The organism is Microbulbifer sp. SAOS-129_SWC (assembly GCF_039696035.1).
Lineage (GTDB): Bacteria > Pseudomonadota > Gammaproteobacteria > Pseudomonadales > Cellvibrionaceae > Microbulbifer.
This window is the reverse complement of the sequence record NZ_CP155567.1, coordinates 130708-149684: the sequence shown is the minus strand read 5'-3', so window position 1 is coordinate 149684 and position 18977 is coordinate 130708. Positions and strand designations below refer to the sequence as shown.

Annotated in this window: 12 protein-coding genes; 7 read left to right on the top strand and 5 right to left on the bottom strand. The window is 63.0% G+C overall.

Features of this window, described 5'->3' with window-relative positions; translation table 11 throughout:
- The first annotated feature begins 91 nt into the window (after positions 1–91).
- From ABDK11_RS00645 to ABDK11_RS00615, 7 genes are all read left to right on the top strand, one after another.
- Positions 92–2854 (top strand): TonB-dependent receptor, encoded by a 2763-nt coding sequence (locus tag ABDK11_RS00645; RefSeq protein ID WP_346838393.1) that lies wholly within the window; start codon positions 92–94, stop codon positions 2852–2854.
- Positions 2855–3025: 171 nt separating this feature from the next.
- On the top strand, positions 3026–3571 hold the full coding sequence (locus tag ABDK11_RS00640) for a sigma-70 family RNA polymerase sigma factor (protein WP_346838392.1): 546 nt from the start codon (positions 3026–3028) through the stop codon (positions 3569–3571).
- Entirely contained in the window at positions 3558–4583 is a 1026-nt protein-coding gene (locus tag ABDK11_RS00635; RefSeq protein WP_346838391.1) for a FecR family protein, read from the top strand. Before ABDK11_RS00640 ends, ABDK11_RS00635 begins: the two co-directional genes overlap by 14 nt.
- Positions 4584–5201: 618 nt before the next feature.
- On the top strand, positions 5202–7556 hold the full coding sequence (locus ABDK11_RS00630) for a TonB-dependent receptor (RefSeq protein ID WP_346838390.1): 2355 nt from the start codon (positions 5202–5204) through the stop codon (positions 7554–7556).
- 474 nt (positions 7557–8030) lie between these two features.
- Positions 8031–9563, top strand: a complete 1533-nt coding sequence (locus tag ABDK11_RS00625; RefSeq protein WP_346838389.1) for a tryptophan halogenase family protein — start codon at positions 8031–8033, stop codon at positions 9561–9563.
- Between the two features lie 159 nt (positions 9564–9722).
- Entirely contained in the window at positions 9723–10883 is a 1161-nt protein-coding gene (locus ABDK11_RS00620; RefSeq protein ID WP_346838388.1) for a hypothetical protein, read from the top strand.
- A gap of 164 nt (positions 10884–11047) precedes the next feature.
- Positions 11048–11905 (top strand): carbon-nitrogen hydrolase family protein, encoded by an 858-nt coding sequence (locus tag ABDK11_RS00615; RefSeq protein ID WP_346838387.1) that lies wholly within the window; start codon positions 11048–11050, stop codon positions 11903–11905.
- Positions 11906–11943: 38 nt separating this feature from the next.
- On the opposite strand, the gene ABDK11_RS00610 is transcribed toward ABDK11_RS00615, so the two are convergent.
- The 5 genes from ABDK11_RS00610 to ABDK11_RS00590 all read right to left on the bottom strand — a co-directional run bounded on the left by ABDK11_RS00610 (position 11944) and on the right by ABDK11_RS00590 (position 18712).
- Complete coding sequence (locus ABDK11_RS00610) at positions 11944–12837, bottom strand: tellurite resistance TerB family protein (RefSeq protein ID WP_346838386.1); 894 nt, start codon at positions 12835–12837, stop codon at positions 11944–11946.
- Positions 12838–13016: 179 nt separating this feature from the next.
- Positions 13017–13781: a CpsB/CapC family capsule biosynthesis tyrosine phosphatase gene (locus ABDK11_RS00605; protein WP_346838385.1), complete on the bottom strand. Its 765-nt coding sequence runs from the start codon at positions 13779–13781 to the stop codon at positions 13017–13019.
- Positions 13778–16030 (bottom strand): polysaccharide biosynthesis tyrosine autokinase, encoded by a 2253-nt coding sequence (locus tag ABDK11_RS00600; protein ID WP_346838384.1) that lies wholly within the window; start codon positions 16028–16030, stop codon positions 13778–13780. Before ABDK11_RS00600 ends, ABDK11_RS00605 begins: the two co-directional genes overlap by 4 nt.
- 10 nt (positions 16031–16040) lie before the next feature.
- Positions 16041–16619 (bottom strand): polysaccharide biosynthesis/export family protein, encoded by a 579-nt coding sequence (locus tag ABDK11_RS00595; RefSeq protein WP_346838383.1) that lies wholly within the window; start codon positions 16617–16619, stop codon positions 16041–16043.
- Positions 16620–17302: 683 nt separating this feature from the next.
- Positions 17303–18712, bottom strand: coding sequence for an undecaprenyl-phosphate glucose phosphotransferase (locus tag ABDK11_RS00590; RefSeq protein WP_346838382.1), 1410 nt, complete (start codon positions 18710–18712; stop codon positions 17303–17305).
- Positions 18713–18977: the final 265 nt, after the last annotated feature.

Genomic DNA, 18977 nt, shown 5'->3' with positions numbered 1-18977 from the left:
TTTTGTGCGATTACAAAACAATGACATCGCGCTGGCGGCCCGCCCCGACACCGGCTGACTCCTCCCGCCCCGCGCCTTTCGGCGATAGACCATGTCCGTGTCCGCGACCCCTGCAAGGTCAGGTTTTCCGTTACTGCTGGCGGCGTGCTTGTGCGCCGGCTGCGCGCTGTCGCGGGCAACGGAAGCGGACCCGGCGATAACCCCGGCAAGCGTGCAGCGGTTCGATATCCCCGCACAACCGCTGAATCAGGCCCTGCTGGACCTGTCGCGGCAGTCCGGGCTGGCACTGATGTTTTCCCCACAGCTGCCGCTGGCGCAAGCGGCGCCGCCACTGCGTGGCGCCATGTCGGTGGAGACGGCCCTGGCGCAACTGCTGGCGGGCAGCGGGCTCACCTTCCGGCGCGTCGAGGGCCGCGGCCTGGTGATCGTCGCGGCACCGTCCGCGCCGGCCGCAACCGCGGCACCCGCGCAAAATACCCGCAGCGAGCGGCCGGTGCTGGACGAGGTAGTGGTGGTGGCGAGCAAGCGTGCCACCAACCTGCAGGACACGCCAATGGCGGTCACCGCGCTCGGCGGCGAACTGCTGCAGCAGCGCCATATCGACAGCCTGTTCAAACTCGCACGCCAGGTACCCAGCCTGGAGATCGCCCGCAACGGCGACCACACCGCCTCGATGCTGTACCTGCGCGGGATCGGCTCCGACAACTACACCGAGGCCGGCGATTCGGGCCTCGCCAGCCATGTGGACGGGCTCTATAGCAGCCGCAGTCAAGGCGCCTCGGCGATGCTCTACGACCTCGATCGGGTCGAGGTCCTGCGCGGCCCGCAGGGCACCCTGTTCGGGCGCAACTCGACCGCCGGCGTAATCAATTACCACACCGCGCGGCCGGACGCGGACGCGGCCTACTCCCGCCTCGGCGCTACCCTCGGCAGCGACAACCGCCGCACTCTCGACGGCGTGGTGAACCTGCCGCTGACCGACACCTGGGCGCTGCGCTGGGCCGGCGCGGCGGACAACGCCGACGGCTACAGCGACTATGCCCACGGTTCCATCGCCGCACCGGCCGCCGCGCGCTATAACAACACCGACCTGCTCAGCTACCGACTGAGTTCCAGCTGGCGCGCCAGCGACAGCGTCACCTGGTGGAGCAGCTACGAGCGTTTCGAGGACCGCGGCGCCGGCAGCCTGCCGCTGGTGGACTACGACACTCCGGTACTGATCGATACGCCGGGCACCACCGACCTGGCCGAGGACACCCTGCGCAGCCGCCTGCAGTGGACCCTGCCCGACGGCAGCAGCCTGACCTATATCGCCGGCTACAGCCGCATGCGCCGCAGCCAGGACTGGGACGGCGACCGCAGCGGTGCCGTCGGCAGCGAGACCGATCCACAGGTCTACCACCAGAGTAACCGCACCGTCTCCGCCGGACACCGCTCCAGCCAGCAGGAGCTGCAGTGGAAGAGCGACGGCGAGCAGCGCCTGCGCTGGCTGCTGGCCTACTTCCACTTCGCCGAGCGCAACGCTATCCGCTTCGACCTGGAGCACCAGAACCGCGACGGCAGCGGCTGGGGCGGCGCGCCGTCGCACAGCTTCCAGCAGCCGGATCGCGGCTCGCGCCTGGACGCCGTGTACGGGCAGGTGGATTTCGATTTGAGCAACGAGTGGCAGCTGTCCGCCGGGGCGCGCAGCGGGCGCGACCGCCGCTACGATCGCGGCGGGCGCAATATCGGCTGCCCCGACCTGATCGACTCCGACCGCGGCGGCGCGCTGGGCGTGGTGGCGCCCGATCGCGAGTCGGCCGCACCGGGCCAGTGTTTTGTCAGTAACTACAACGACGTGTCCCGCTCCTGGCACAGCACCACCCCCATGGCGCGCCTCAGCTACCATCCGGCGGACGACGCGCTGCTGTACCTGCTCTACGCCGAGGGCTTCAAACCCGGCATCGTCGAGGACGGCGGCAGCCTCAGTGGCGTGTACAGCGGTACCGATGACCCGGCCTACCGCGCCGCGCTGGCCGATCTGCTGGCGGCCAACAACAGCGACGACCCGGACACCCGCGCCTATGTGGAGCCGGAGACCAGCGCCAATCTCGAGCTGGGTTTCAAACTCGGCTTTCTCGACGGCGCCATGACCGTCAACGGCGCCCTGTTCGATACCCGCTACCGCGACCTGCAGGTGTCCGGAGTCACCGTCGACGATGCCGGTTTCGAGCGCGTGCACAGTACCAACGCCGCCTCCGCCACCATCAGCGGGCTGGAGCTGGAGCTCAACTGGGCCCCCGGGGCCAACGGCCACCTGACCGGCTTCCTGTCGCTGCTGGACGCCCGTTACGACCGCTTCCTCGCCGTCGACAACGACTTTCCGCGCTACGGCCAGACCTGGAATCCCAGCGCCAACGACGCGGACACGCCCGACCTGATGGACTTCAGCGGCAACCAGCTCAAACAGGCACCCAGGCTGAGCTTCGGCCTCGATTACCGCCACAGTGTCACCATCGCCGGCGTTGCCCGGCTGACCGGCCACCTGGGTGCGCACTACAGCAGCCGGGTCTATTTCGACGAGGCCAACCGCGGCCGCCGCCCCGGCCGCCTGCTCGACGACCGCAGCGGCGAGTGGATCGATGACCCCAACGGCCCCGCCGAGCATATCGATTTCCAGCCGGCCTACTGGCTGTGGAACGCCGGCCTCAAGATAGCGCCGCAGGGGCGCGACTGGTGGCTGGAACTCTACGGCGAGAACCTCACCGACACGCTGGTGCGCTACGACGTACAGACCCCGGAACGGGCCCGGCCCGAGTACTACCTGGCACCGCCGCGCACGCTCGGCGTGCACCTGCAGATAGAATTTGATTAGGGCCTGTTTTTCTTTTTTTAAAAAACAGGGGGACGATTGCCACCGCCCGCGCGTCACATGCGGACGAGAATAAAAAGCGCGACGCGATACAGCGGCGCGCATGCGATGAGGGAAGCCCCGGGAGCACACAATGCGCCCGCTTCCCGGAGAGAAAAATGGGAAATAGCTTCCATGTTGCAAGCCTGGGCGAGCCCGTTGGCGGCCGATAACGACAGATCTCTCGGCGATTACTATCGCGAGTACCAGCAGGAGCTGTGCCGCTACGCCACCAGCAAGTTCGGCCTCACCACGGTGGAGGCCGAGGATGTGGTACAGGCGGCCTTTGCGCGCTTCGCCCCGCTGGCCGACAGCGGCGAGGTGGAGAATGTCCGCGCCTTCCTGTACCGCACGGTCAACAACGCGTCCATCGATCTGATGCGGCGCAACCAGGTGCGGCGCAGTTTTGCCCAGTCGCTGGAAGGCGATCTGGAACGCGAGATCGACAGCGCCGGCCCCGAACGTATCGCCGTCGGGCGCCAGCTGCTCGGGCTGATCAGCCGCACTCTGTGGAAGATGCCCCACAAGCGGCGGAAACTGCTGATGATGAATCGTGTCGACGGCCTGTCCTATGCGGAAATCGCGCGGCGCGAGGGCCTGTCGGCAACTGTAGTAAAAAAGCACGTGGCCAAGGCGCTGGCGGCCTGCCAGGCGGAGCTGCGTGCCAATGGTGGAGATTGAGATGGCGCAGGGGCGCAATCACAAGTTAGTCGACGAGCGCGCGCGACACTGGTTTATGCTGCGCGGCGAGCGCGACCTCAGTGCGCACGAGCAGCGCGAATTCGAGCAGTGGCTGCAGGAGCCGGCGCACAATGCCAGCTACCGGCAGCTGCAACAGATCGATCGCAGCCTGAAAGAAATCGCCGGCAGCGAGGAAGGCGCGCGCCTGCGGGCCGGCGGCGGCTGGCGCGCGAGCCTGGCCAACTGGTACAGAAATGCGCTGGCGCCGGCACCGGTGTTTGCCACCGCCCTGCTGCTGGTAGTCGGTATCGGTTTTGTCGCGCTGCGCGACAATGGCCCCACGCCCGCCAGTTACCGCACCGGCATCGCCCAGGTGCGCACCGTGACCCTGCAAGACGGCAGCCGCGTAACCCTGGCCGGCGATTCGCAGATCGAAACCCACTTCAGTGCCGCGCGCCGCGATGTGGCGCTGCTGAAAGGCCAGGCCTATTTCGCCGTGGCGAAGAATCCACAGCGGCCCTTCTACGTCGCCACCGATGACGCCAGCGTGCGCGTAGTGGGCACTCACTTCGATGTACACCGCGCGCCCGGCGGTGTGGAGGTGTCGGTGGAGGAAGGCATTGTCGATGTGACCCACAAAAGCCAGGGCGCAGCGGCCCAGACTTCCGCGGAACCGAAGGTGCGGCTGCTGGCCGGTCAGCGGGTGCGCATGACGCCGGCGGGCAGCAGCGGCGTGCTGCCGGTGGACGCCGACGCGGTGGCCAGCTGGCGCAGCGGCAAGCTGGTGTACCGCGATGCGCGCTTGGCCGAAGTGGTGGCCGATGCCAACCGCTACCGCCGCGGCAAGATCGTACTCGGCGTACCGCAACTGGCTGACCTGCGCGTGACCACATCCTTCTCTGTGGACCAGATCGATACGGTGGTATCGATGCTGGAGCAGTCACTGCCGGTCAAGGTCTACCGCGAGAGCGGCGAACGTGTGGTGATCTGGCCGCGGAGTGATAGCGAGTAAACACTACCCGAATTCCCTCCCATGTCGGAGCTCATCACTCACGGACCGGCACTAGCCGGGGCCGGGTAAGCCCTCCCGGGACCGTATGAGGCATGGGCCGAAGGCGCCGTGAATGCATGGAGCGGCCGGACTGCCGATTACGAGCGTACAGGGACGTATTTATAAGGGGGGCGCCTAGCCCGTGTCCCGGGAGGGTTTACCCGGCTCCGGCGCCCCGATCGAAACTCCAAACCTCCGACCAACTATCCCTCACATTGTGCTCCGCAAGATGACTAGCTGGCGGCCCTGCTACTGACGGCTGTTTGCGGGACACGCCGTGCATCCATCCCTGGAGGCTCGTAATCGGCATCCATGCCTCATACGGTCCCACAAACAGCCGTCAGTAGCAGGGCCTTCGCATTTAGTTACGGTAATTTTTTCGTCTGCTGACCTTTCGCTAGCCAACTCAATATCCCCTTCATTTCTTTTCCGTACCAATTAACCTCCAAAACTTTTTGATATTTGAAAAAGGGGGAGACGATTCAAAAGTCCTGTCCGTCCTAAGGGCGCGCGCAAAGGTGCAAGAAATACCGCATAACAACAATGCGCGCGCTTCAAGGAGAAAACGGAGAGAGAAGAATGAACAATGCGTTCCGGAATAATAAACTCGCTGCGGTAATCGCCTCGGCCGTGGCCCTGCAGGCCGGCAGTGTTTGCGCCGCAGAACTGGAAGAAGTCACGGTCACCGCGACCAAGCGCGCCACCAATCTGCAGGATACCCCGCTGGCCATTTCGGCCTTCGACGAAAATGTGCTGAAAGAAAATCACGTAACCAATATTTTTGATCTGCGCGGTATGGCGCCCAGCCTGCAGATCCGCTCCAACGGCGACCACGGTGTGCCGCTGATCTTTATCCGCGGCCAGGGCACCATCGACCAGACCGAAGCCGGCGACGGCGGTGTAGCTTTCTACACCGACGGCGTTTTCTCCGCGCGCGCGCAGGGCGCGACCGCGATGATGTACGACATGGAGCGCGTGGAAGTGCTGCGCGGCCCGCAGGGTACCCTGTTTGGCCGCAACTCCACCGCCGGCGCCGTATCGCTGGTCACCGCCAAGCCGACCGATGAATTCGCCGGTGATCTCAGCGCGACCCTGGGTGAGCGCAATCACCGCGAAGTGCGCTTTATGCTCAACACGCCGGTCACCGACACCTGGGCACTGCGCTTTGCCGGGGTTACCAACCAGCAGGACGGCGAGACCGATTTTGCCGCGGGCAATCCGTTCTCCGGCAGGGACAAGTACGGCACCCGCGATCTGTCGTCGTTCCGCGCCAGCTCCATGTACCGCCCCACCGATAACCTGCAGTGGTTCCTGTCCTACGAGTACTTCGCCAACCAGGGCACCGGCGACGTGCCCAGCACTGACTTCGAGGATCGCGTCAACGATGCCACCGCGCCGGGCAGTATCGACCTGGAAACCAACACCATCCGCACGCGCCTGGATTACACCTTTGCCGATGACCTGACCCTGAGCTATATCGGCGGCTTTACCGAAATGTCCCAGGGCCAGCTGTACGGCAACCAGTACCAGGGCGATATCCGCCACACCGTGGCCTCGGGCCACAGCGCCAGCTCTCACGAGCTGCAGTTGACCAACGCCGACGACAACCGTTTCCGCTGGACCGCCGGCGTCTATGCGTTCGAGGAAGAGAACGATATCCGCTTCGACATGTTGCACGGCAGCTGGGGCTTCACCCCGCAGGACAGTGCCACGACGCTGTCGTCCTTCCAGCAGCCGGAGCGCACCACCGATTCCACCAGTGCCTACGCCCAGGGCACCTACGACATCACCGACGACTTCCGCGCGACCCTCGGCCTGCGCTACACCCACGACGAACGCCAGGACCGCGGCGGCCGCAGTATCGACTGCACCTACGCCCACGACGGCAGCCCGATCGAGATCGGCTTTGCCAACCAGGCGGATATCGTCGCCGACGGTGGCCAGGGCTGCTACTACCGCCAGGTCAACGACATGAAGGACGACTGGGGTAACACCACTTACCTGGTGCGCCTGGAAAAAGACCTGAATGACGAGGTGATGGGCTACCTGTCCTATGCCACCGGGTGGAAATCCGGCGTACTGCAGGATGGCCAGAACGCCAGCCCGAGCAACTCCAACGAACACCCGGATGTGGCTGGCAACAGCAAACTGGTGCAGCAGCCGGAGGAAAACAGCAGCCTGGAACTGGGGATCAAATCCAGCCTGCTGGACAACCGCATGACCCTGAACGCCAACCTGTTCCTGATGGACTACACCGACATGCAGGTGACTTCCGCGGTGATCGATCCGGTCACGCAGGAATCGCGCCTGACCAAAACCAATGCCGGTTCCGCCACCATCCAGGGACTCGAGTTCACCATGAACTACGCGGTAACCGACAACGGCGTACTGACCGTTACCGGCTCCTTACTGGATGCCACCTACGACGACTACGACGGCCAGGAAACCAACTTCAACAGCGCCGCCGGCCTGAACTGGAACGCCTGCGCCCAGGGTGCCGGCACCACGTCCACCTGTGCCAACGACCTGTGGGATTTCTCCGGCAATACCCTGCCCAACGCGCCCGACGTCACCCTGGCCGTGTCCTACAAGCACGATATCCAGCTGAGCAACGGCGCCATGCTGACGCCGCGCATCGCGATGACCTACCAGGACGACACTTACCTGACCTACGAAAACCGCGGCGACCGCCCCGCCGGCACCTACGGTGCTGACGATCCGGGCGAGAAGGATTTCGATCGCCAGCCGGCCTATGCCAAGTTCGATGCGAGCCTGGCTTACGCCAGCGCCGACGATTCCTGGTCTGCCGAGCTCTACGCTCTGAACCTGACCAACGAGGGCATCAAGCAGGAAATCTTTATCGGTGGCACCGACACCGCCTACACCTGGGCACCGTCCCGGGAAGCGGGCCTGCGTTTCGGTTACCACTTCTAATTCTCAAGGCCTGTGGGGAGCCGACCTGCGGCCCGTTCAGTGCGGGGCCGGTACGGGCGGCTCCTTCCGGGACACGCTGTGAATACGTCCCTGTACGCTCGTAATCGGCAGCTGACCGCCATGGATGGCGGAAATGCAGATTTTGCAGGAGCAAAAAATCTGCCATGCCTCATACGGTCCCGGAAGGAGCCACCCGTACCGACCTGGATAGCACAGTGCGAGATTCCCGACAGGCTTGAGAAGAGTCCCCTCTCATCATTGGGATCTGGGCATCATCTCCTATGACCCATTGGGTCCAGTCGCTTGCGGCTGGACCCCTTTTTATTTTGGGGATTCAATAGATCCTCCCAGATCTGTTGAACCTTCGCCCGAGCGATGCTCGGCGGCGGCACGTCCGTGTGCCGCATTGATCCGGCGACTACTGCCGCCGGATCAATATTTTTAGGATCGGAAAAATTTCACGGGCGGCACGCCATGACAGAGCAACAACAGAATAAAATCCAGAATATCGTCATCGCCGGTGGCGGCACCGCCGGCTGGACCGCGGCTGCGGCGCTGGCGCGGGTGCTGGGCAATGAACACTACCGGATCACGCTGGTGGAGTCGGCGGCGATCGGCACCGTCGGCGTCGGCGAGGCGACCATCCCCACGATCCAGTCTTTCCACCGTATGCTCGGCATCGACGAAACCGATTTCGTGCGCGCCACCCAGGCCACGTTCAAACTGGGCATCGAGTTCCGCGGCTGGGGCGCCGCGCACAGCCGCTACTTCCACCCGTTCGGCCACTACGGGCGCGAGTTCGACTCCATCCCGTTTCACCAGTACTGGCTGCGCGCACGCAGCCTGGGCGACTGCGGCGAACTTTCCGACTACTCCCTGTGCGCGCTGGCGGCCGCGCGCGGCCGCTTTATGCCATCGAGCAGCGATCCCGGCTCGATCCTGTCGTCGCTCGGCTACGCCTACCATTTCGACGCCACCCTGTACGCGCAATTCCTGCGCCGCTACGCCGAGCAGCGCGGTGTCGAGCGCGTCGAAGGGCGGATTACCGATGTCAGCCTGCATAAAGATACCGGCGATATCCGCGCACTGCAGCTGGCGTCCGGCCGCGCCATCGAAGGGGATTTCTTTATCGACTGCAGCGGCTTCGCCGGCCTGCTGCTCGGCGGCGCACTGGGTATCGGCTACGAGGACTGGTCCCACTACCTGCCGGCGGACAGCGCCGTGGCCGTGCCGTCCGAAAGCGTCGGGCCCACACCGCCCTACACCCTGTCCACCGCGCACGCCGGCGGCTGGCAGTGGCGTATTCCGCTGCAGCACCGCACCGGCAACGGCCTGGTGTACAGCAGCCGGTATCTGTCCGAAGACGAAGCGGTCGCCACCCTGCTTTCCAAGCTCGACGGCCCGGCGCTGGCCGAACCGAAGCGGCTGCGCTTCAAAACCGGCCGGCGGGAAAAGTTCTGGCACCGCAACTGCGTCGCCATCGGCCTCGCCGCGGGCTTTATGGAACCGCTGGAATCCACCGCCATCCACCTGGTGCAGACCGCCGTGTCGCGACTGTTGCTGCTGATGCCGGGCAACGAGCTCGCCCAGGCGGAGATCGACGAGTACAACGCGCAGACCACACGCGAGTATGAATTTATCCGCGACTTTATCGTGCTGCACTACTGCGCCAACACGCGCCGCGAACCGCTGTGGCAGTACTGCCGCGAAATGCCGATTCCCGCATCGCTGGCGCACCGCCTGGCGCTGTTCCGCAGCCGCGCGCGGCTGTTCGAGCACGAGGAGGACCTGTTCAAGCGCGCCAGCTGGCTGGCGGTGCTGATGGGCCAGGGGATCGAGCCCGCCGGCCACGACCCCATCGTCGACACGCGCCCGGCGGAGCGGCTGCGCAGTATGCTCGCGGAAATGCGCCAGCTGCTGCGCGGCGGCGCGGACGCTATGCCCGCTCACGACGACTTTATCCACAAGCACTGCCGGAGCCTCCCCCAAACCAATGGCTGTGGTTAAACTTACCCACAGGCCAGCCGCTCATCTATGGTTTAAAAAGTCGGTTAACAAAGCCTTTCTCCACAGGCACAGTGGCAGTTGTACGGATAACAGCGCAGAAAACGGCGGAGCAGCATAAATGCGGCAGACCTTTTCCACAGCAGTACACGGCGGCTCGCGGTGAAGCGCCGGGCCACGCTGGCCAGCGGCGGCAATCCCGCTGCGCTTGTGCGCGCCACCGGCACGCCACTGGCCTCCATCTTCGGCAGCGGTTTCCTGGTCATGGTGCCGATCCTGTCCGGCGCGGTGGGTGTCTACGCCCCGCTTGCGATGGCGCTGGTGTGCGCGCTGGCCTACGGCGTCGGCTATGTGATCCGTTTCAATATCGCCCACGCCGAGCCGGCGCTCGAAGGCAACCCGCAGGAATCGACCCTGGCGCTGGAGCGCAGCTCCGATCTGGCGCTGGTACTCGCCTATATCATCTCCGTGTGCCTGTACCTGCACATCCTTGCCGCCTTCGTACTCGGCAGCTTCAACCTGGACAACAACTTCAATGAGAGCCTGCTGACCACACTGGTGACCATCTTCATCGTACTGGTGGGCATGACCCGCGGTCTGGAAGGGCTGGCGAAGATGGAGAACTGGGCACTGGCGGTGACGCTGGTGATTATCATCGCGCTGCTGGTCGGCTTTATCTGGTACGACTGGCACGCCTGGCAATCGCCGCAGGGGCTGACGTTCTTCAGCCCCGAATCCCACAGCCCGTGGGAACGGCTGACTATCGTCGCCGGCACCCTGATCGTGGTGCAGGGCTTCGAAACTACCCGCTATCTCGGCGATGAATTTGCCGCGGCGACGCGCATCCGCGCCTCGTGGCTGTCGCAGTGGATCTCCAGCGCCGTGTACCTGGTGTTTATCCTCGCCGCCCTGCCGCTGGTGCACACCCTGGACGGCCACTACACCGACAACAGCCTGATCAAGCTCGCCGGGGTGGCCTCCGCGCTGCTGGTCACACCGCTGGTGATCGCCGCCGCGCTGAGCCAGTTCTCCGCCGCCGTGGCCGACACGCTCGGCGGCACCGGTAATCTCGAAGAGGTGACCAAGCACGAGCTCAGCATCAAGTTCGGTACCCTGCTGGTGGGCGCCGGCGCCATCGCGCTGGCGTGGCTCGCCGACACCATGGAAATCGTCGCCCTCGCCTCGCGTGCCTTCGCCTTCTACTACCTGCTGCAGTGCCTGGTGGCGCTGACCGTCAGCGAATCGCGGCGCCAGCGGGTGTGCTTCCTGCTGCTGGCGGCGGTGCTGGGTTTCATTACCATCTTTGCCGTGCCGGCCAGCTGACCGCGACAAACCGGCCCCGCGCGGCAAAGCCCAACCCGGCAGCCATGCTCCCCTACGGCTATCACTACGCACTCAACGACAGTCCGCGCAGCAGCCGCTGGACAGCTGGTTGATGCTGGGTAACCGCACACCCGGGTAAACCGGAGCAACACGGAGATGGCGAGGTGAAAGATATTCGCGTTGCGGCGCTGCAGATGGTCAGCGGCACCAGCGTCGCCACCAATCTGGCGCGCGCCGCCCAACTGCTGGCACAAGCGGCCGAGCGCGGTGCGCAGCTGGCACTGCTGCCGGAGGACTTCGCCCACCTGTCCGGCCGCGGCAGCGCCGAAGCGGCCGAGGCCTATGCCGGCGACGGCGCTCCCGACGCCGAAGCGCAACCGATCCAGAGCGCCCTGGCGCGCTGGGCGGCGGAGCTGGGCATCTGGATAGTGGCCGGGGCGGTACCGCTGGCCGAACGCGCCGACGGGGCGCCGGTGAGTGGCGGGCGCACCCGCTCCGCGTGCCTGGTGTATGACGCATGCGGAACGCTGCGCGCGCGCTACGACAAGATTCACCTGTTCGATGTGGAGGTGGACGATGCCGCCGGCCGCTATCGTGAATCCGCCAGTATCGAACCCGGCGACGCGCTCAGCATGGTCGCGGCCGCTGGCGCCAACCTCGGACTGAGCATCTGCTTCGATCTGCGCTTTCCGGAACTCTATCGCCAGCTGGCCATGGCCGGTGCCGAGATTTTTTGCGTGCCGGCGGCGTTCACCTATGTGACCGGTCGCGATCACTGGCTGACACTGCTGCGCGCACGCGCGATCGAAAACGGCTGCTTTGTGGTGGCCGCCAACCAGGGCGGCGAACATTCGCCCAAGCGGCGCACCTGGGGCCACTCGGCAATCATCGATCCGTGGGGGGATGTGCTGGCCGAGGCCAGCGACGGCGAGGCGGTACTGGTGGCGGATCTCAGTGCGCAAAAACTGGCGGAAGTGCGCCGGCGCATGCCGCTGTTGCAGATGCGCCGGCTGCATGATTAGCCCGGCAAACGATTCGATGCCGGGTTAACAAACGCTGCTCAGGCCGCGTGCGGCAACTCATGCTCGATAGTGTGCAATGCCTCTTCGGAGATACCGAGCTTTTCGGCCAACTGCGCGAGATAGCGGGTCTCACGCGGGTTGTCCTCGTTGATGGTCATGGCCGACACCAGATACAGGTTCAGCGCCGTAGCCGGGTCGTGGACCCGGGCAATCACCTGATCCATATCCACCGGTGTGGTCAGCAGCTGGCGAAATTCGTCCAGGTCGGCGCTGTCCAGCTGGCCTTCCAGGGCCTTGGCGATATTGCGCTGCTCGGCCTCGTCGATGCGGCCGTCCGCCTGGGCTGCGGCAATCATACCGCGCAGCATCACGTCCGCCTGCTCCTCGCCGTGGGCGCCGGATCCGGCATCGGCAAACCCGAACAGCTGCGCCGGTGCCGCAGTACCGGCCGAGCGCCCGAACTTGCCACCGGTACGGCCAAAGATCTGCGCGAAAATATCTTCCACCCCGGGACCACCTCCGGCGGCAGCGGGACGCCCGCCGGCACCGCGCGGCTGTTGTTGCTGCACCTGGGCAAAGATGCGCCGCGCTATCTCGATCAGCGCACCGGCGCCGCCGGCCATGGCACCACCGGGAATGCCCCCGGACATACCACCGGGGACAGCCCCGCGCGCTGCACCACCGGGGCCAACACTACCGGGCATGGCGCCGATACTGCCGCCACTGTGGCTCGGCTGCCCCGGCGCGCCACCCACGTCGCGACCGGCGCGGGCGAAAATGTCATCCAGGCTCTCGTTGCCGGGCCCCGCCTGCGGCGGTGGCACCCGGGACAGGTCCGGCGCCGGGGCGCGCTGCGGCTGCTGGCGCATCTTCTTGTTGAGCATCGACATGCCGGCGCCGATCAGCGCGCCCAGTAAAAGTTTCTTGTTCATGCGAAGTGCCCTTCCAAACGTTGTTCGGTTACCCCAACCACTGTAGTCAGCGGCGGCGCCAAACCACACTGACTGGATAGACACCTTTGCCAGCACAATCATCTGGCCGGGCGTCAATACGGGTGGCGATAGTGAACAGCGGCAGAGATGGCAGCGGCGGCGGGCCCGACCTGGTCGCCCTAGGCCGGGGTGAAGGATTCTTTTGCTGCCTCGCGGATACCATGGAAATGCACTTCGGCGATTGTCGCCGGGTGGTGCAGCACCAGATCCAAGGATCGGGACTCGCCGACAACCGCTTCCGCGGCCCGGCGCCCCTCGGTCATCAGCGGCGGGCGGCGCACAAGATGATGCGCGTCTGAAGCCAGTACCGTCACCAGGTTGCGCTCCAGCAGCTGCCGCGCACGCTGCTGCGCCGGGGGGCCGAAACCGCCGGTAACGGCCCCGGCGGTCACCTGGAACAGGCAGCCGCGCTGCGCGAGGGGGCGCACCAGATCCACATCGCGCAGAATGCCGCGATTGCGTTCCGGGTGCGCGATCAGGGCGCGGATGTTGCGCTGGTAGAGCCAGTCGATGATTCGCTCGACACCGGGCGGGATATGACTGTGGGGAAGTTCGAGAAGCAGCAGCCGATCGCCCTGCCACTCGCCGACAAACGGCAGCTGGTCGCGCTCGACCAGTGCCGGCAAGTCGTCAGAGAGGCGCACCTCGGCGGCGCTGCTGACTTCCAGGGGTATCTGCGCGTCCAGCAGCGCCTGGCGAAACTCGCCAAGCAGCTGCGCAATGGAATCCCGCGTGTTGGCGTAGCGCCCGATATGAATATGCGGTGTCGCCACCGCGTGGGTGATGCCGTCCTCGATGGCGGCGCGCGCCAGCCCCAGCGCCTGCTCCATATCGGCGGCACCGTCATCGATGCCGGGGAGCAGGTGACAGTGAAGGTCAATCATACAACCTCGGCACTGTCCTTTTCCTGCTCGGTGTCCGCCAATTCTGCGTCCGGGTCGCGCTCCGGGGCTCTGTCCCGGCCGTATTCGTAGCCCGCATATTCGTCGGCGTAAAGCGACTTCTTGCCGGCATCCACCTGGTTCAGTACCACCCCGCAAATGGTCGCTCCAACCTGCCGCAGCCGGCTGAGCCCCTTGTTCACCAGACGCTTGTTGGTGACGTCGTACTGGACCACGTACAGAATGGAATCGGAGGAACGCGAGATCAGCAGTGCGTCGCTGATCGCCTGCGCCGGCGGCGTATCGATAATGACACGGTCGTAGCGCTCGGCCAGCATTTTGATGGTTTTGTCGAAGTCCGGTGAAATAAGGAGCTTCTGCGGATCCGGGTGCATGTCGCCTGCGGGGATTACATCGATACCACTCTTGCTGTCGTGATGGATACACTCCTCGAGTGTGGCGGTATCCGCGATCAGATTGGTCAGGCCCGCATGCGGCAGCTCGATATCAAAATCCGCAGCAATAACCGGTTTGCGCAGATCGCCGTCGATGAGCAGCACCTTTTCCACCTGGCCCAGCGCGAAGGCGAGACTCTCCGCGACGGAGGTTTTCCCCTCCCCCGCTGCTGAGGATGTCAGCGCGATGACTTTGCCGGACTCGCCCAGGCTGGACAACACCACCCCCGTACGCAGGGTGCGCACCGATTCGGCAAAGGTGTGCTGGTCGGGGTCATAGAAGGTGTGTAGCGACAGCCCTTCCTCTTCCCCCCTGGCCGCCTTCACCGCCGGAATCAGGCCGATCAGGTTCTGGCCAAGAAAGACTTCAACATCGTCGATACTGCGCAGGCCTACATGCAGCGAATCGAGCATAATTGCCAGGGCGACAGAGAACATCAATGCCAGGGTGAATGCCGCAGCGACAATCAGGGCCTTTTGTGGTTTTACCGGCTTTTCGGGTGCTACCGCGGCGTTGGCCAGTACCGCCGGTGCCATATTAAAGCCGGAAACCTCCTTGGCCTCATTGACCCGGGTGAGGAAGGCATTAAACAACTGCTGGTTGACTTCGGCCTCGCGCTTCAGCTCGTCATACCGCACTTCCTTGCGCGAGACGTCCTGGTACTTTTGCTTCGCACGCTCCACCTCCTGCTCCTGTGCACTCACGCGCGCCGCAGCAGTTTCATAGCGGCTGACGATGGCTTCGGACAGATTGCCGATCTCCGTGAACAGCTGCTCCCGCACCAGGGCCAGCTCTTTCTTCGCATCCACCATTTTCGGGTGCTTGGGACCATAGCGGCGCGACAACTCGGCGACCTTGCGGCTGGCAACCGCCTCACTCCTCTTGATCTCCTGGATGGCGGGATTGGACAGGAATTCCGGAAGGTTCGCCAGTTTCGGATCATGCGCACTCAGGTCGCGCACCTGCTTGTATACGCTGTAGGCCTGCTTCTTTTCCCGGCGCAAGTCCTGCAGTTGCGCTGTCGTCGCATTCAGGTCCTGCTCGGCCAGACTGCGCACCCCACTGACATCCAGCAAGTCATTCGCCTCTCGGAAGTCGTGCAGTTTCACTTCCGACTGCTCCAGCTTGGCGCGCAGCGTCTGCAGGCGCTCATTCAGCCAGGAAGTGGCCCGGCTGGTGAACTCGGCCTTGATGTCGGATCGGTTCTTGATGTATTCCGCAACCATCGCATTGGCGACCGTCGCCGCGAGTACCGGAGACTTCGACTCGAACGTCAAATCGACGAGGTTGGTATTGGGCTTCGGTGTTATCGTGAGTCTTTTCAGGAAAATGCTCGTCACTTTTTCCAGTTTTGAGCGCTCTACCCCGGGGTTACTGCTCTCATCCCCACTGAAAAGATTCAGGATATTCCTGAGACCGAAACCCGCCTCATTTTCCTCGGGATTGAATTCCGGGTTATCCACCAGATTGAGACGCTTTATGACCCGCGTGGCGAGATCCCGCGACTGAAGCAGCGCCGCCTGGGTACGCATATAATCCCCGCGCTGGGTACCGAGATCGTACAGGTCCTTGACCGAAACCAGGTTGGCCTTGTCCCCTTCAAACATCAGCGTGGCAGTCGCTTGGTAACGCGATGGCATTTCTGCAACGACCAGAGCCACCACCGCCGTTATCGCGACCGTCAGCCCCAGAACCATCCATATTCTCATGGAGATCATCTGCCAGTATTTTCGAAAATCCAGGGCCTGGTCTTCGAAAACATCACCATCGTTGTCACTAGTTTTTAGCCTGTTCACCCTTCAACCCTCAAAAAAAGCTTTGCTCTACAGTAACGACATCACCGGGATGCAACTTCATATTGGGACCCGCCTGGAATCTTCGTTTGTCGTCGCCGTTAGTACGCTCGATCGTGATTTTCTTCTGCGATGCGCGCACCGTGAATCCGCTGGCCATAGCGACGGCCTTGTTGACGGTAAGACCGGGCTGAAACGAGTAGCTTCCCGGTGTATTGACCTCGCCCTTGATAAAGAAGGGACGATAATCGACCACCGCCACTTCCACGCTGGGATCCACCAGGTAATCACCCTGGAGGCCGGACCTTATCTTGTCTTTCAATTGCTTCGGGCTCAGTCCGGCCACCTTGATCTCACCAAGAAACGGGTAGTTGATTACGCCGCTATCATCGAGAAGCATCTCCATCGACAGGTCATCTTCACCATAGACCCGGATCGATATTCGATCGCCACAGTTGAGTAGATAATTGCTTTCCGCCAGGTTTTCCCTGGTTTCGGCGATGGAGGTGCCGCTTCCAAAAACCAACATTGCGATGAATGTTATGGCGATTACGACACCGGCTTTTAGCTGTGCAAGTGAAACCGCGTTCATGGCTAAACTCTTTTCTTGGTTAAAGTGACTCTGGATGAAGTGACGTCGCGCAGCTGGCAACTGGACGGGGCCTGACTGCACTTACGGGAATCTGGCTGCGGGTTTGAATGAGGGTCCGACACCGGCGCATTCTCCAGTCGCTTGCCGTGCGAAAAATCCTGGCAGATCGCGGTTAATACGCCGCCTCGCCACGTCCGCCTGTGGCCAGACAAATTCAGCGACCGGCCACCGGCGCCATCCGGGATATTGGCGCAATTGTCAGCAATGCGATCCCCGAGGAACGAAGACACAGCTTTCCATGCCAACGGACGTTCACGTGTCTGCGCACAGGGCGGCGCTGACACGGTGGCGGGAACGGGCCGAGACGACATTCCCTCCGCCGGTATAGATTCGCTTTTCTTCACCATCACGTGGACCCTAAAAAACCCCAATATCTTCCTGTTCATACAACCGCTAATTTCGGATATCTAAGTCTAGGATTGATTGCCAATTTTTGGTGTTGCAATTGGTGAATTTATTTACACCCGGTGTTTTTTCTGAAGCCATTTCCCGCTGATTGACAGGTATGACTCAAGCGCAACATAAACGTCCGTAGCTTGGAGGAATTTTCATTGCTTAAAATAACGGGGCCGGTGCATGGCACCGGCCCCGTAGCGCTGCAAATTTGTCGATAGACGTCAGCCTTAATAGGCATTTTTTCCTACAAAGCCTCTGCATACCGTGAGAGCCAGAATGTAGATGTCGAGGAAGATCGACCAGTTGCGGATGTAGTCGAGGTCGTGCTCCACTCGCTTGACCATCTTCTCCAGCGTATCGGTCTCACCGCGCCAGCCGTTTATCTGGGCCCAACCGGTAATGCCGGGTTTCACTTTGTGGCGGAGCATATAGCCACTGACGATGCGTCGGTACTGCTCATTGTGCGCGATTGCATGGGGTCGCGGTCCGACGATGGACATATCGCCGCGCAGCACGTTAAAGAATTGGGGAAGTTCGTCGAGAGACGTGCGGCGCAGGAAACGGCCAAATGGCGTGACCCGGGGATCGTTGCGCTGCGCCTGCACGACCCTGTCGCCATTGTCCTGCGTGGTCATGGTGCGGAACTTCCACACATCAATGGTACTGCCGCAGAGCCCGTAGCGGCGCTGTTTAAAAATCACTGGCCCGCGCGACGTGAGTTTTATACCGAACGCGATAAGCAGCATAAATGGAGACAGCAGCACCAGGGCAAACGACGACAGAACCACATCTTCCAGGCGCTTCAGCCAACCCTTGATCCCCTCGATGGGCGTGTCGAAGATACTCAATACGCCACTGGAACCGATCTTCTGCCAGCGCGCGCGCAGGAGGTTGCTGCCGAATATGTCTGGTAACAGGTAGACGTTAGCGGTGGTGTCGGCGAAAGCGGCAAGGATCTCGCCGATGCGCTGGGCTTCGCTAATCGGAAGCGCGATGTAAACCAGGTCCAGGTCGCCGTTGCGAGCGGCCTGCACGGCCTGCTCCAGGCTGCCGGGCGCACCCACGGTATCCGCGGCAGACTCGGGCAGGCAATCGCTTTCGTCACCGGGGAGGCGGTAGAAACCCCGCAGGCGAATACCGAGATGCGCGTTTTGCTCCAGATCCCTCGCCAGCTGCAGACCGGTTTCGCTCACGCCGAGGATTGCCGCGGAGCGCGTGTTGCGGTCGTGGGTGCGCAGGTAGACCAGCGCCCGACGCAGAATGAGTCGCCACAGGCCGAGGAAGAAAAGAGTGAGGAAAACCCAGGAGCCGACAACGAGCCGCGAGTAGCCCTCCGCCACCTTGCTGAAGTAACCCACCAAAAGGATCAGCAGGCATACCGACACCCAGGCGACCGCTGTCGCCGTCAACATACTGCGGTAGGTGTCGGTACGCCACGATCGGTACAGCTCCACAGGTTCCGCCATAAAGACGAAGGAGACCGCTGCCATAACACCGAGCAAGATCCAGTCGTTGGTTAACTGATGCCCCCATGCGCGGACACAGATGGCCAGCGAAGCAACAATCAGCAATCCATCGATAAACCGGTAGAGCGCCGCCAAATCACTCTGGTAGGCGCGAATCCATCCCTGTTGCAATGTCCCCAACTCCCTGGGCTACTTCTCCACACACCAGCTCAAAGGCGACCACTAAACAACCATGTTGAACATATTTTCACCATAAGATTGGCAGAAGTGTGAGGAAGTTCAAATTATTTTTGTCAGGCGAATTTGTGAATCTGCGAGAAGAGGATTGTGCTTCCAATTGCCAATGGCAACGGTGCCAAAGTGACACCCTTTTGCAGGGTCACGCCGCCTGCATCGACGTATGGATCGGCCGCTGAAGTGGTTGGGGACCACCGGC

Bases quoted from the DNA above. Each gene is read 5' to 3' on its own strand.
- ABDK11_RS00595 (WP_346838383.1), bottom strand. From the start codon at position 16,619: ATGAACGCGGTTTCACTTGCACAGCTAAAAGCCGGTGTCGTAATCGCC.
- ABDK11_RS00645 (WP_346838393.1), top strand. From the start codon at position 92: ATGTCCGTGTCCGCGACCCCTGCAAGGTCAGGTTTTCCGTTACTGCTG.
- ABDK11_RS00635 (WP_346838391.1), top strand. From the start codon at position 3,558: ATGGTGGAGATTGAGATGGCGCAGGGGCGCAATCACAAGTTAGTCGAC.
- ABDK11_RS00605 (WP_346838385.1), bottom strand. From the start codon at position 13,781: ATGATTGACCTTCACTGTCACCTGCTCCCCGGCATCGATGACGGTGCC.
- ABDK11_RS00625 (WP_346838389.1), top strand. From the start codon at position 8,031: ATGACAGAGCAACAACAGAATAAAATCCAGAATATCGTCATCGCCGGT.
- ABDK11_RS00610 (WP_346838386.1), bottom strand. From the start codon at position 12,837: ATGAACAAGAAACTTTTACTGGGCGCGCTGATCGGCGCCGGCATGTCG.
- ABDK11_RS00630 (WP_346838390.1), top strand. From the start codon at position 5,202: ATGAACAATGCGTTCCGGAATAATAAACTCGCTGCGGTAATCGCCTCG.
- ABDK11_RS00640 (WP_346838392.1), top strand. From the start codon at position 3,026: ATGTTGCAAGCCTGGGCGAGCCCGTTGGCGGCCGATAACGACAGATCT.